The organism is Allobosea sp. NPDC055353 (assembly GCF_053644975.1).
Window position 1 is genome coordinate 2690623 of record NZ_JBSHMC010000001.1, and the last position, 13997, is coordinate 2704619.

Annotated in this window: 14 protein-coding genes; 1 reads left to right on the top strand and 13 read right to left on the bottom strand. The window is 67.6% G+C overall.

The window, feature by feature from the left end; genetic code table 11:
- Positions 1 to 34: 34 nt before the first annotated feature.
- The 11 genes from tatC to ACWIEX_RS12470 form a co-directional block, all read right to left on the bottom strand.
- Positions 35 to 847, bottom strand: a complete 813-nt coding sequence (tatC, locus tag ACWIEX_RS12420; protein WP_454033295.1) for a twin-arginine translocase subunit TatC — start codon at positions 845 to 847, stop codon at positions 35 to 37.
- The gene (gene tatB, locus ACWIEX_RS12425) at positions 844 to 1539 is read right to left on the bottom strand and encodes a Sec-independent protein translocase protein TatB (RefSeq protein ID WP_454033296.1); all 696 of its coding nucleotides are present in this window, start codon (positions 1537 to 1539) and stop codon (positions 844 to 846) included. Before tatB ends, tatC begins: the two co-directional genes overlap by 4 nt.
- A gap of 47 nt (positions 1540 to 1586) precedes the next feature.
- Positions 1587 to 1832 (bottom strand): twin-arginine translocase TatA/TatE family subunit, encoded by a 246-nt coding sequence (locus ACWIEX_RS12430; protein WP_454033297.1) that lies wholly within the window; start codon positions 1830 to 1832, stop codon positions 1587 to 1589.
- Between the two features lie 81 nt (positions 1833 to 1913).
- A complete protein-coding gene (locus tag ACWIEX_RS12435) occupies positions 1914 to 3026 on the bottom strand; it encodes an ABC transporter ATP-binding protein (protein ID WP_454033298.1) in 1113 nt (370 codons plus the stop codon).
- A 178-nt stretch (positions 3027 to 3204) separates the two neighbouring features.
- Positions 3205 to 3900: an SMC-Scp complex subunit ScpB gene (scpB, locus tag ACWIEX_RS12440; protein ID WP_454033299.1), complete on the bottom strand. Its 696-nt coding sequence runs from the start codon at positions 3898 to 3900 to the stop codon at positions 3205 to 3207.
- Positions 3897 to 4724, bottom strand: a complete 828-nt coding sequence (locus ACWIEX_RS12445) for a segregation and condensation protein A (protein ID WP_454033300.1) — start codon at positions 4722 to 4724, stop codon at positions 3897 to 3899. The genes scpB and ACWIEX_RS12445 overlap by 4 nt, the downstream gene beginning before the upstream one ends.
- Before the next feature lie 48 nt (positions 4725 to 4772).
- Positions 4773 to 5783: a beta-N-acetylhexosaminidase gene (nagZ, locus tag ACWIEX_RS12450; protein WP_454033301.1), complete on the bottom strand. Its 1011-nt coding sequence runs from the start codon at positions 5781 to 5783 to the stop codon at positions 4773 to 4775.
- 223 nt (positions 5784 to 6006) lie between these two features.
- The gene (locus ACWIEX_RS12455) at positions 6007 to 7101 is read right to left on the bottom strand and encodes a TRAP transporter substrate-binding protein (RefSeq protein ID WP_454033302.1); all 1095 of its coding nucleotides are present in this window, start codon (positions 7099 to 7101) and stop codon (positions 6007 to 6009) included.
- A 183-nt stretch (positions 7102 to 7284) separates the two neighbouring features.
- A complete protein-coding gene (locus tag ACWIEX_RS12460) occupies positions 7285 to 8853 on the bottom strand; it encodes an SPOR domain-containing protein (RefSeq protein ID WP_454033303.1) in 1569 nt (522 codons plus the stop codon).
- Between the two features lie 99 nt (positions 8854 to 8952).
- The gene (gene argS, locus ACWIEX_RS12465) at positions 8953 to 10719 is read right to left on the bottom strand and encodes an arginine--tRNA ligase (RefSeq protein WP_454033304.1); all 1767 of its coding nucleotides are present in this window, start codon (positions 10717 to 10719) and stop codon (positions 8953 to 8955) included.
- Positions 10720 to 10754: 35 nt separating this feature from the next.
- Positions 10755 to 11996, bottom strand: a complete 1242-nt coding sequence (locus ACWIEX_RS12470; protein WP_454033305.1) for a deoxyguanosinetriphosphate triphosphohydrolase — start codon at positions 11994 to 11996, stop codon at positions 10755 to 10757.
- A 99-nt stretch (positions 11997 to 12095) separates the two neighbouring features.
- On the opposite strand from ACWIEX_RS12470, the gene ACWIEX_RS12475 reads away from it, so the two are divergent.
- Positions 12096 to 12446: a HesB/IscA family protein gene (locus ACWIEX_RS12475; protein WP_454033306.1), complete on the top strand. Its 351-nt coding sequence runs from the start codon at positions 12096 to 12098 to the stop codon at positions 12444 to 12446.
- A gap of 68 nt (positions 12447 to 12514) precedes the next feature.
- Here ACWIEX_RS12475 and ACWIEX_RS12480 read toward each other — a convergent pair whose 3' ends face one another.
- Both ACWIEX_RS12480 and ACWIEX_RS12485 read right to left on the bottom strand, forming a co-directional pair.
- A complete protein-coding gene (locus tag ACWIEX_RS12480) occupies positions 12515 to 13132 on the bottom strand; it encodes a cold-shock protein (RefSeq protein ID WP_454033307.1) in 618 nt (205 codons plus the stop codon).
- Positions 13133 to 13224: 92 nt separating this feature from the next.
- The gene (locus ACWIEX_RS12485) at positions 13225 to 13989 is read right to left on the bottom strand and encodes an SIR2 family NAD-dependent protein deacylase (protein WP_454033308.1); all 765 of its coding nucleotides are present in this window, start codon (positions 13987 to 13989) and stop codon (positions 13225 to 13227) included.
- Positions 13990 to 13997: the final 8 nt, after the last annotated feature.

Consider the following 13997-nt stretch of genomic DNA (forward strand, 5'->3'; position numbering starts at 1 on the left):
TGCTCGCCACAAGGGCGAGCATGACGGCAGCGCCCTACTCCGCGGCGTCCTCTTCGGCCTTCGCCGCCTCGCCCTTCTTCTCGACCCGGCGCACCGAGAACACCGAGAGCTCGTAGAGCAGCATCATCGGGACCGCGAGCATCAGCTGCGAGATCACGTCCGGCGGCGTCAGCACCGCCGCCACGACGAAGACGAAGACGATGGCGTAGCGGCGCTTTTCCTTCAGGAACTTCGAATCGATGATGCCGGCCTGCCCGAGCAGCGTCAGAACGACCGGCAACTGGAAGGCGACGCCGAAGGCGAAGATCAGCGTCATGATCAGCGAGAGATATTCGCTGACCTTCGGCAGGAGCGCGATGCCGGCCTGGGTCTCGGTCGCGGCCTGCTGCATGCCGAGCGAGAACTTCATCAGCACCGGCATGGCGAAGAAGAACACCAGCGCTGCACCGAGCGTGAAGAACAACGGCGTCGCGATCAGGTACGGCGCGAAGGCGGCCTTCTCGTTCTTGTAGAGGCCGGGCGCCACGAATTTGTAGATCTGCGTCGCAATCACCGGAAAGGCGAAGAAGCCGGCGCCGAAGGCCGCGACCTTGATATGGGTGAAGAGCAGTTCGAGCGGGCCGGTATAGATCAGTTGCGCATTGGCGGCGCTGCCGGCGGCCCAGACATAGGGCAGCACCAGGATGTTGTAGATCTGCGTCGAGAAGCCGAAGCAGATGAAGAACATGATCAGGAAGGCGATCAGCGACTTGATCAGGCGAGAGCGCAATTCGACCAGATGCTCGATGAGCGGCGCACGCGAGGCCTCGATCTCGTCCTCGCCCGCACGAGGATTGGCGACGCTCATGCGGAATTCTCCTCGCCCTTGGCGGTCTTGCGCTTGCGGGCGGCAGGCGGCTTGGCGGGTTCAGCCGGCGCGGCGACAACCGCGGTCTTCGGCTTGCGCACGACGGCAGCTTTCGGCACCTTGGCCGCCGCGGTCGCGACAGACGCCGGAGCCTCGACGACGGCGGGAGCTTCGGCAGCCTTGGCGCTGCGCTTGCGGGCAGGCTTCACCGGGACAGGTTCGGCCACGGCAACCGGAGCGGCCGGCGCCTCGACGACCGGGGCAACCGGCTCGGCCGCGGCCTTGCGGGCACGCTTCGGCTTGTCGGACGGCTTCGGCGCATCAGTGCCGATCTCGACGGGCGGCAGCGGTTCCGGCGGCGGCAGCGAGGCGAGTTGAGCCTCGGCCTCCTTCAGCGCGGCCTCGTCGGGCTTGGGGGTTTCGAAGTCCTTGAGGGAATCGATCGGCTTGAAATCGGTGTTGAGCGCGCTCGACACCGATCCGCCGACATCCTCGACCTGCTTCTTCAGATCGGAGAGTTCGGCCTCGCGCATCGCCTCGTTGAACTGTCCCTGGAATTCCGACGCCATGCGTCGCACCCGGGCGACCGTCTGGCCGACGGTGCGCAGGGCTTTGGGCAGGTCCTTCGGGCCGATCACCACGAGCGCTACCGCTCCGATCAGCACCATCTCGCTCCAGGCGATGTCGAACATCGACGGCTCGTCCTCTCAAGCCTACACCCCAGAGGGGTGCAGCGGCATCAGGCCTTGTGCTCGGCCTTGGCCTGGGCCTGGGCGGCAGCGTTGTCGGCCTTCGTCTGGTCGATCACCTTGGGATCGACGTTCGTCGCCGTCGGCGCCGCCTCGTCATCCTCGGCCATGCCCTTCTTGAACGATTTGATGCCCTTGGCGACGTCGCCCATCAACTCGGACACCTTGCCGCGTCCAAACAGCAGCATCACGATGACGCCGACGACGATCCAGTGCCAAATGCTCACGCCACCCATGGCGAAACTCCTCCGAAATTGCGTCGACCGGGGAATGGCCCCAACCAAATCCTGGCCCGGTCGATCGTTCGGCGGCGGAACCTATTGATCCGCGGCCGGAAACACAAGGACTTCGTCCGACGGAATCTCGACCCCGATTTCGTCGCCCACCGCGATCTCGCCGGAGAGCGGCGCGCGAACCGACAAGGCCCGGTCGAACCCGTCCACCATCACCTGCAGATGGTCGGCCTCCCCGAGGAAGCGCCGGCCCGTCAACCGTCCGCGCAGGTAATAGCCCTTCGGCACGATGCGGACGCGATGTGGCCGGATGCAGGCGACCGCCATCGCTCCCTCAGCGATGCCCGGCGCCGCGAAGCGGCCGAACGGCGTATCGACCGCTCCATTCGAGACCCGGCCTTCGACCTCGGTTAGATCGCAGAAAAATCGGGCGGCAAAGAGGCTGGCCGGCCGCCGGTAGAGCTCCTCGCCCGTGCCGATCTGGACGATCCGCCCTGCCCGCATCAGAACGATCCGGTCGGCGATGCGCATCGCATCCTCGGGATCGTGCGTGACGATGATCGAGGTCGCGCCGGTCTCCTCCAGCAGGGCGGCAGTCTCGTCGCGCACCACGTCGCGCAGGCGCCGGTCGAGATTGGAGAAGGGCTCGTCCATCAGGAGCACGCCCGGTCGCGGCGCGATCGCGCGCGCCAGCGCCACGCGCTGCTGCTCGCCGCCCGAGAGCATATGCGGGTAGGAATCGGCAAGGTCGGCAAGCCCGACGCGCGCCAGCGCCCGCAAGGCGGTCGCATCGGCAGCGGCCGGCGCCTGGCCGCGCAGCCCGAAGCGGACATTGTCGCGCACGCTCAGATGCGGAAACAGCGCATAGTCCTGGAACACAAAACCGACGCCGCGATGCTCGGGTTCGACGAAGCGCTCGGGCGCCGAGACGTCGCGTCCTTCCAGCAGCACACGCCCCGCGCTTGGCCGCTCGACCCCGGCCACGAGCCTGAGCAGCGTCGTCTTGCCGCAGCCGGATTGCCCGAGAAGCGCGACGATCTCGCCGGGCTTTATGGAGAGCGAGACATGCGACAGCGCCGTCACCGCGCCGAAGCGCTGCGTCACGTTCTCGAAGCCGAGCGCCATCGGGATGGCTGCGCCAGCCGTGCCGCGCCGGCCCCAGCCGAGCCATCCTGCTTTGGTCTCGCTCAGTGCCAATTCCCTGCTCCACCTATCCAAATCGACGCTGTCATCCCGGGCGACCGAAGGGAGACCCGGGATCCATGCCGGAGCGCATCCGGCAAAGGCTCAGGCATGGATCCCGGATCGGCGCCGCTTCGCGGCTTGTCCGGGATGACGCCGGAGAAAACAGTCGCGATGCCGCGATGCCTGCCCCTCACCCCTGCGGCCCGCCCTCGCCGTCGTCAAGCGGACCGAACAGGTCGCCGAGCGGGTCCTCGTCGTCGCGCAAGCCCGGATCGTCGTCGGGAACCGGCACCGCAAGGTCGCGCGTCAGGCGCCCCTCGATGAAGCCCGTGCCCTTCAGCTCCTCCAGCCCCGGCAGGTCGTCGATGCGATCCAGTCCGAAATGGTCGAGGAAGCCCGGGGTCGTGCCGTAGGTGATCGGCCGGCCGGGCGACCGCCGCCGGCCGCGCAGGCGCACCCACCCCGCCTCCAGCAGAATGTCGAGCGTGCCCTTGGCGGTGGCGACGCCGCGGATCTCCTCGATCTCCGCCCGCGTCACCGGCTGGTGATAGGCGATGATCGACAGCACTTCGAGCGCGGCCCGCGACAGACGCCGCGGCGGCTCGGCTTCGGCCGCGAGGAGATAGCCGAGGTCCGGCGCCGTCCGAAAGGCCCAGCCACCGGCGACCTGGCGCAGATTGACCCCGCGCAGTGCATAGCTCTCGACGAGCCGGGCCAGCACCTGCTCGATCGCGATACCGGCGGGTATCGCACGGCCGAGCACCTCGGCCGTCAGCGGCGAGGCCGAAGCGAAGAGCAAGGCCTCGACCACGCGAACCGCCTGCGAAAAGGCTTCCGCCCCGCCATCGGCCTCGGCATCCTCGTGTTCGACCGACGCCCCGGTCATGAAGCGTCCTTGGCGAAGGGCAGCCCCTGCGGCCGGGCCGAGCGGCGACGCACCTCGATCGGCGCGAAGGCGTTGTCCTGCCTGAGGTCGAGCACCCCTTCCCTCACCATCTCCAGCATCGCCGACAGCGCCGAGGCCTGCACTGTCGCCCGCATTTCCCGCACGGGCAGGCCGTGCGAAGCCATGTACCGCGTCAGATAGCTGTCGAGCTCCGTCCAATCGCCGGCTTCGCCGATCAATCGTTGCAGCGCCTCGCGCGCCTCGACCAGGGACCAGACGACGCGGTGCCCGACCGAGATATGGCCTTGCACCCGCTTCTGCCGCTGCTGGGCATAGGCTGCGAGCAGATCGTAGAGCTCGGCCTCCCAGACCGGCCGGGCGCCCGCCACGATCTCCTCAGGCGCGCCGCGAGCGAACACGTCCTGCCCCAGCCGCTCGCGTGCCGAAAGCTTGTTCGCGGCTGCGCGGATCGCCTCCAGCCGGCGCAGGCGCAAGGCGAGCGCGGTCGCAAGGTCGGCCGCGCTCGGCTCCTCGCCCTTGGGTGGCTCCGGCAGCAGCAGGCGTGACTTGAGATAGGCGAGCCAGGCCGCCATCACGAGATAGTCGGCCGCGAGTTCGAGCCGCAGCGCCCGCGCCTCCTCGACGAAGGCGAGATACTGCTCGGCGAGAGCCAGGATCGAGATGCGGTGCAGATCGACCTTCTGCCGGCGCGCGAGATCGAGCAGCAGGTCGAGCGGCCCCTCATAGCCGTCGACATCGACGACGAGCGAAGGCTCGCCCGCACGCTCGGTGCGGTCTTCCTCGAATGGCAACTCGGCCGTCATCGAAGGCCCTGCCCCACCTGTCATCCCCGGAGATGCAGATTCGGCCGTTCAGGCGCTCAACGCAAGCGCGCTCGCGATCTCGGCGCGCGCGGCCTCCAGATCGACCGGCTCCGGCTCGTGCCGGATGCGGCCGAGCGCGGCAGCAGCGCGGCGGGCGCGCGCGCCCGTCATTTCCGGCACGGCCCCGGCAACAGCGATCATCTCGTCCATGATGCCGTGGCAATGCAGGATGACGTCGACCCCGGCCCGGATCGCGGCCCGCGACTTCGCCTCGAACGAGCCGGACAGCGCCTTCATCGAGATGTCGTCGGTCATGATCAAACCGTCGAAGCCGAGTTCGCCGCGCATGATCTCGCGCACGAGCTTGCGCGAGATCGTCGCCGGGTTCTTGGCGTCGAGCGCGGTGAAAACGAGATGCGCCGTCATCGCCAGCGGCATGTCGGCAAGATGCCGGAACGGCCGGAAATCATGCGCCCGAAGCTCGTCGAGCGAGGCATCGACGATCGGCAGGTCGTGATGGCTGTCGGCGCGCGCGCGGCCATGGCCGGGCATATGCTTGACGACAGGCAGCACGCCGCCGGCAATCAGCCCTTCAGCGGCGGCCCGGCCGAGCCGCGCCACCTGGTCGGGATCATGGGCATAGGCGCGGTCGCCGATCACGTCATGGCTGCCGGCCACCGGCACGTCGAGCACCGGCAGGCAATCGACATCGATGCCCACGCTCTTCAGGTCATGCGCCATCAACCGGGCGTTGAGGCGAACGATCTCGCGCTGGCGGATGGGATCGTTGATCGCCAGGAAGGCGCGGGCCGACTGATATTTCGGCCAGTTCGGCGGTCCCATGCGCTGGACCCGGCCGCCCTCCTGATCGATCAGGATCGGCGCGTGCCAGCCGACGGTCTCGCGCATCTCGGCGGTCAGCGCCGCGACCTGCTCGGGCGACTGCGTATTGCGCTTGAAGACGATGAAGCCCCAGGGCCTTGCGTCGCGGAAGAAGGCCCGCTCGTCCGCAGTGAGGCTCGTGCCGAGGCAGCCGGCGATGAAGGCGCGCGATGTCATGACATCGGGTTACGACATCGGCCCGAAAAGGCAAATGCGGTTTTAAAAGGAGGCCCAAGCGGAGCAGGCGACTCGGCACCGCCCTTGATGTCATCCCGGACAAGCCGCCTTCGGCGGCGCCGATCCGGGATCCATGCCGGAGCGTTTCCGATCAAGGTTCCGGCATGGATCCCGGGTCTCCTTTCGGTCGCCCGGGATGACATGTTCTTGCGGAGAAAGCCCCTCACTTCACCTGCTGGTAGGCCTGCGCGTTGAACGCATCGAAGGGCAGCTCGGCGATGCGGAACCAGAGCTGCTCCTTCTTCCAGTACGGCAGGAAGGAATCGTAGAAGGTCTTGAAGTTGGCATTGCTGGCGGCGAGCTCGCCATACATGGCGAAGGCCTCCTTGAACGCCGCCGCCATCACCTCCTGCGGGAAGGGCCGCAGCTCGGCGCCGGTGCCGGCGAGGCGAATCAGCGCGTCGGGGTTGTTGTGGTCGTACTTGGCCAGGCAGTTCATGTTGGCCTCGGCGCAGGCGGCCTCGACGATCGCCTTGTAGGAGGCCGGCAATTCGTTCCACTTGTCCTGATTGGCGAGGAAGCTGACATTGGCGTTCCCCTCCCAGAAGCCGGGATAATAATAGTACTTCGCGACCTTCGCGAAGCCGAGCTTCTCGTCGTCATAGGGACCTGAGAACTCGACGGCATCGAGCGTGCCGCGCTCGAGCGCCGGGTAGATGTCGGCGCCGCCGATCGTCTGCGGCACGACGCCGAGACGCGCCATGATCCGCCCGCCGAGGCCGGCGATGCGGAACTTCAGGCCCTTCAGATCCTCCAGCGACTTGATCTCCTTGCGGAACCAGCCGCCCATCTGCGCGCCGGTATTGCCCGAGGGAATCGTGTGGACGTTGAAGCCCTTCATGAAGGCCCGGCAAAGCTCCAGGCCACCGCCCTGGTAGAGCCAGGCATTCTGCTGGCGGGCATTGAAGCCGAAGGGCAGCGAGGTCTCGAAGGCGAAGGCCGGGTCCTTGCCGATATAGAAGCTCGCGAGCGTATGGCTGCATTCGACGGTGCCGTTCTGGACGGCGTCGAGCGCCTGCAGCGCCGGCACGATCTCGCCGGGCGCGAAGACCTGGATCTGGAAATTGTTGTCGGTCGCCTCGGCCACGCGCTTTGCGACATGGGTCGAGATGCCGAACAGCGTGTCGAGGCTCTTCGGGTAGCTGGAAGTCAGGCGCCAATTGATCTTGGGCTGCGACTGCGCGATGGCGGGCGCGGCAATGGCGGCGCTACCGGCCGCGCCGGCGGCAGCGACCTTGACGAACTTGCGGCGATCCATGGGTTACCTCCAGCGTTCAGACAGCCTGCCCGTTGGGGAAGGCCTCTCGTTGTTGGGGAGGCTACTCGCACGGCCCAACGCATGAAACAAGCGCGGTGGCGCACCCTGTCATGCATCTGATTCAAATGAAAACGGCGGCACCCGCCGGGTGCCGCCGCTGATATCCAGCGCTGATCGTTCGGATCAGTTCTTGGCGATGAAGCACTGTCCGCCGGCAGCCTGGAGCTGCGTGCACATCGAAGTCGCGTCCTCGCGGGAATAAGGCCCGACGCGCAGGCGGAAGACGGTCTTGCCCCCCGCGAGCTCGGTCTTGCGGATGATCGGCGACTGCCCGGTGAGCTGTTGCGGATATTTGCGCTGGAGCGCCGCGAAGGTGGCGCGGGCCTCGGCATCGCTGCCCGGCGCGCCGAGCTGCACGACGAAGTCGCCGGTGCCGGCGCGGACGGCGGCGGTCGCCGGAGCCGGCGGCACGGCGGCCGGAGCAGCGCTGGCGAGACGGGTCGGCGCGGCAGGCGTGGTCGCGGCAGGCGGCGTCGTCGCCCGTTCCTGAACCTTCGGTGCCGCGGCGGCCGGTGCGGGGCGCGGCGCCGGCTGCGCCGCCAGGCTGGCAAGCGAGCGGCTGGGCGCCGAGCCGGTCGCGATCGGCTGGTTGCTGTCGACGGCGATCGGGTTCTGCGCCGGCGTGCCGTCAGGACGGATCGAGACGGTACGAACCTTGCGCGGCTCGCCGAGGCCCGGCACCGGCGGGGTCGGTGTCAGGGCCGGCTCCAGCGGCATGATGCTGCGCTCGGGCGCGCTCGGAGCCGCGGCGAGCGCCGTTCCGACGCCGGAGGTCGGGCCGGGCACGACCGCGCGTGGCGCCATCGAGCGGGCCGCCTGCTGGACGTCGATCGGCTGCTCCTCGTTGTTCACGACCTTGCTCTGCGCCGGCGGGGCATCAGGATTGCGATCGTAGATCTGCTTGTTCTGGTTCGGGATCTCCGCGCCGCCCGGATTGACCGGCTCGACCTTGACCGGCCCGGCATCGGCCGTGATCACCGGCGGCTGGCCGTCCTTCGTGGCGGAACCGCCGCGCAGCGTGAAGGCGGCGCCGACGCCGACAAGGCCGACGGCGATGACCGCTGCAGCAGCCCAGAGCCCCTTGCGCGAACGGCGCGGCTCCAGGTCGGGCAAGTCGTCTTCGCCGTATTCCGGCGCCGGCATGCCCTGCTGGGCGTGGCCATAGTCATAGGCAGGCTCTTCCGGCGCATAAGCGGTCGGCGCCGGGCGGTACTGCGTGCCCTGGTCGTGGTCGAGATCGCGCGGCGGGGCCGCACCCTGAAGCACGGCCGGGCGCGCATAGGGCAGCGGCTCCGGCAGATCGAAGTCGGGCTCGAAATCATCCCGGGGAGCGGGCTGCGCCGGCGGCGGAGGCGGAGCTTCCGCCCGCTTCGGCTCGGTGCGTCGCAGCAGCGCCTCGAATTCGTCGAGCGCGCCGCGCATTTCGGCTGGAGGCGCGCTCAGTTCGGGAGCAGCCGGAGCCGGCTGCTGCGGGACGACTTCGAAGCTCGGCTCCTGCCGCGCCACAGGGCGCGGCGGCTGGCGCCGCTCGGCGAAAATATCCTTGAGCGGATCTTCCTGCCCGACGATGCGGGTCAATTCCGCAAGCGGATCGGCCTGCTGCCCCGGGCGGGGCACCTGCCCTGCTCCGCGCAGCTGACGCTCGAGATCTTCGAGATCGAGCGCGAAACGGTTCCTAGCTGGCTCACTCATGGCATGATCCATTCCAGCACAAGCCGCTTCCTCCTATGGAAGAACCGGGAACTCTGTGCGGTCAACCTGACCTTGTGCGCGCCGCCGGAAAAACCTCCGTCAGCGCATCTCTTCCGGCGCCGCAACTCCGGCGACAGCCAGACCGGAAGCAAGAACGCTGCGCACCGCATGCACGAACGCCAATCTCGCCAAGGTCGACTTTCGATCAGTTTGATTAACGAACCGTAATTGCGGCGAGTCTTTGCCCTTGTTCCAGAGCGAGTGGAAGGCGCTCGCCAGTTCATGAACGAAGAACGCCACGCGATGCGGCTCATGCGCGGCGGCTGCACCTTCGATGATTCGCGGATAGGCCGCGATCGTCTTGACGATGCCGACCTCAGCCTCGTCGACGAGGATCGAGAGATCGGCCGCGGCCAGCGCCGCCGGTGACAGGTCGAGATCGGGATAGACCTCGCGCGCCTGCCGGAAGATCGAGGCGCAGCGCGCATGTGCGTACTGGACGTAGAAGACCGGATTGTCCTTGGACTGCTCGACGACCTTGCCGAGATCGAAATCCAGCGTCGCGTCGTTCTTGCGGAAGATCATCATGAAACGCACCGCATCGCGGCCGACCTCGTCGATGACCTCGCGCAGCGTGACGAAATCGCCGGAGCGTTTGGACATGCGAACCTGCTCGCCGTTTCGCAGCAGGCGCACGAGCTGGCAGAGCTTGACGTCGAGCGAGCCCTTGCCGCCGGTCACCGCCTTCACCGCCGCCTGCATGCGCTTGACATAGCCGCCATGGTCGGCGCCCCAGACGTCGATCATCTCGGGGAAGCCGCGCATGAACTTGGAGCGGTGATAGGCGATGTCGTTGGCGAAATAGGTGTAGCTGCCATCCGACTTCAGCAGCGGCCGGTCGACATCATCGCCGAACTTGGTGGCCCGGAACAGGGTCTGCTCGCGGTCTTCCCAGTCCTCGTCCTTCTGGCCCTTCGGCGGCGGCAGGCGGCCTTCATAGACAAGGTCGCGCGAACGCAGGTCCTCGATGGTCTGGTGCACCGCGTTGGAATTGCCATCCCGGCCCTGCAGCGAGCGCTCCGAGAAGAAGAGCTCGTGAACGACGCCGAGCGCGACGAGATCGTCGCGGATCATCGCCATCATGCCGTCGATCGCCGCCTGCCGGACGAGCGGGAGCCAGTCCCACTCGGCCTTGTCGCGCAAGGCGTCGCCATGCTGCTCGGCGAGCGCCTTGCCGACCGAGACCAGGTAATCGCCGGGATAGAGCCCCTCGGGGATCGGGCCGATATCCTCGCCCAGCGCCTCGCGGTAGCGCAGAAAGGCCGAGCGGGCGAGCACATCGACCTGCGCGCCGGCATCGTTGATGTAATATTCGCGGGTGACGTCATGGCCGGCGAAGGCGAGCAGGCTCGCCAGCGCATCGCCGAATACCGCGCCGCGGCCATGGCCGACATGCATCGGCCCGGTCGGATTGGCCGAGACATACTCGACATTGACCCTGGGCTCGGGCTTCGGCGTGCCGCGCCCGTAATCCAGCCCCGCCTCGATCGCGGTTTTCAGCACGGCCGTGAACACGGCCGGCTGGAGGGTGAGGTTGATGAAGCCGGGGCCGGCGATCTCCGCCTTGGTGATCTCCGGGTCCTTGGACAGTTCCTCGACCAGCAGCGCCGCCAACGCACGCGGATTGGTGCCGGCATCCTTGGCCAGCACCATCGCGGCATTGGTGGCGAGGTCGCCATGGGCCGGATCCTTGGTCGGCTCGACCACGACGCGCGCGAGATTGAGGCCGGCCGGAAGCGCGCCTCGCTCGGCGAGGGCCGAGAGCGCGGCATGAAGACGGGCGGAATAGATCTCGAACAGGTTCATTGCGGCCACGATTGCGGATGGAAAGCCGCCCGGCCCTATCGCAGCGAGGGGGTGGCGTCAAACAGGCGGCGGTGTTCGTCGAGCGCGTACCAATCGGTCATCCCGGCGATGTAGTCGGCGATTCGCCGGGCGCGGCGGTGCTCGTCGAGCGGATCGCAACCCGCCGCCCATTCCGCCGGCATCGCTGCCGGATCGGCGCTGAAGCGCTGGAACAGCTCGCGCACGACCTGCGCCGCATCGGCCCGGATCGGCGCGATGCGCGGGTGGCGATACATGTTCGGATAGAGAAAGCCCTTGATGTCGCGATCCGCCTTCTCGATCACCGGCGAGAAGGCGATGACGGGGGCATCGGCTCGCCGGATCGCGTCAGCATCGGCTGGCGCCAGCGCGGCAAGCCGCCGCTGCGATTCCGCGATCACGTCCTCGACGAAGCGCGTGATCACGCGTCGTACCAGCTCGTTCGTGGCCCGCGCACGCTCCAGCCCGGGATGCAAGCGCTCGATCTCGTCGAGCAGTTCGGCGAGGAAAGGCACCGCGCGGAGCTCGGCATGGCCGAACAGCCCGGCGCGCAGGCCGTCGTCGATATCGTGGGCATTATAGGCGATGTCGTCCGCCAGCGCCGCGGCCTGCGCCTCGGCCGAGGCATAGCTGTCGAGCCAGAGGTCCTGCCGCTGCTGGTACTCGACGATCGCGACGGGAATGCCTGACGTCACATAGCGCGCGGTCGGCTTTCCCTGATGGTCGAGCAGCGGGCCGTTATGCTTGACCAGCCCCTCGAGCGTCTCCCAGCTCAGGTTGAGCCCGTCGAAATCGGCATAGCGCCGCTCCAGCCGCGTCACGATCCGGAGCGTCTGGGCGTTGTGGTCGAAGCCGCCGAATCCGACCATGCACTCTTCCAGCGCGTCCTCGCCGGTATGGCCGAAGGGCGTGTGACCGAGGTCATGCGCCAGCGCCAGGGCCTCGGCCAGATCCTCGTCGAGGCCGAGCGCGCGCGCCAAAGCGCGGGCGATCTGCGCGACCTCGATCGTATGGGTCAGGCGGGTCCGGTAATGGTCGCCCTCATGCGAGACGAAGACCTGCGTCTTGTGCTTCAGCCGGCGGAAGGCGGTCGAATGGATGATGCGGTCGCGGTCGCGCTGGAATTCGCCGCGCGTCGCCGAGGCCGGCTCCGCCACGAGACGCCCGCGGCTCGTGCTGGAGCGGCAGGCATAAGGGGCGCGCCAGCGTTCTCCGGGCTCGTGGCCGGCCGGCGGGGTCGGGCTCTGTGGATAGGGCATGGCAGCCTCGTTGCGGCCCCATGCTTGTAGAGCCGCTGTCGGGCCATTACCTTTCCGGGCAACCAGGGTGCAAGGCGCATCTGCCCAAGGAGCCCGAATATGTCGACCGATCTCGCGGTCAATCCGCGCGGCATCGCGGTGACCGCAAATGCCGCGAAACGCATTCTCTCCGTCATGGCGAACGAAGCGCCGGGCGCGATGCTGCGCATCAGCGTCGCCGGCGGCGGCTGCTCAGGCTTCCAGTACGTCTTCGACATCGACCGCGACCAGAGCGCGGACGATCTCGTCATCGAGCGCGACGGTGCCAGGGTGCTGATCGACGAAACCTCGCTCGACCTGCTCGAAGGCTGCACCATCGACTTCGTCGACGACCTGATCGGCCAGTCCTTCCGGATCACCAACCCGAACGCGACGAGCTCCTGCGGCTGCGGCACGTCATTCGCGGTCTGACGGCCTCGCCGCAAACGAGAAAGGCGCCCGATGGGCGCCTTTTGTCACTCCAGCTGCCGTAGGGGCTCTCAGTGCGCCGCTGTCGCGGCCACATCCTGCTCCAGGTGGATTTCCGCGGCCATCAGCCCCTTCGGTCCCGGCCCATAGCGCACCAGCACGGTCTGGCCCGGCACCAGCTCGACGAGCCCGTAGCGGCGCAGCGTCTCCATATGGACGAAGATATCGGGCGCGCCCTCGCCCTTCGAGACGAAGCCGAAACCGCGCAGGCGGTTGAACCACTTCACCACCATGCGCTCGAGCCCGCTCGTCGGCGAGACCGCGACATTGGTGCGCGCCATCGGCATCTCCGACGGATGGCGGCCCGTGGTCGTGTCGATCGAGAGCACGCGCACCGCCTGCCGGCCCCGTGCCTTCTCGACGGCTTCGAGCACGATGCGAGCACCTTCCGCTATCGTATTGAATCCGTCTCGCTTCAGGATCGTGACATGGAGCAGCACATCGGCGCCGCCCGCCTCCGGCACGACGAAGCCATAGCCCTTGGAGACATCGAACCACTTGACGTAGCCGGTGACCTCGACCGGCACTTCCGAGGCATGGCCGCCGGGCCCATCGAGCCGCATGACACGATTGAGTGACTGGATGGGACCCATCGGTGGCCGCCCGCTCTCACCGAATTCGTCGGACATGTGCCGCTCACCCCCACGCACAACGCTTGATTCGCGCTGTGAAGATACCATTGCTGCGGATTCAGGAAACAGCCCCCGAAAAATCGTCCACATCATCCGGGGCGGGAAGCGAGCCCTCCCAGAATCTCCCCGCTTTCGGCCCTGATGACGAGATCGGCGATCGGGTCGAGCTCCGTCGGCTCGCGGTTGAGGATGACGAGCTTGGCGCCCTGCCGCTTGGCGATCACCGGCAGGGTCGCTGCCGGATAGACCACAAGCGACGAGCCGACGACGAGGAACAGGTCGCAGTCCAGCGCAAACCCCTGCGCCCGCCTCATCTCCTCCTGCGGCATCGCCTGCCCGAAGGAGATCGTCGCCGATTTCACGGGTCCTGCGCAGATCATGCAGGCGGGCGGCTCGCCCGTCGCCTCGAAGACTGGCCGGATCGCAGCCAGCTCGTGCCGCCAGCCGCAGGTCAGGCAGGTCGCATAGGTGCCGTTGCCATGCAGTTCAATGACCTTGTCCTCGGGCACGCCGGAGGCCTGGTGCAGCCCGTCGATATTCTGCGTGACGATGGCTGGCGAGCGCCCGTCCGCTACCAGCCGGGCGAGAGCCCGGTGGCCGCTATTGGGCTGAGCGCCGCGATAATGGTCGTCCATTGTGAACTTGCGGCGCCAGGCCTCGATGCGAACCTCGCGGCTCTCGACGAAGGCGTCATAGGGAATCGGCTTGTTGATCATCCAGGGCGAGCCGGGAGTGCGGAAATCCGGCACGCCGGATTCAGTCGAGATGCCGGCGCCGGTGAAGCTGACGATGCTGTCCGCCTCGTCGAGCAGGTCCTTCAGCGCGGCGATGGCATCCTCGGTCTCGTCCTGCATGAACCCGT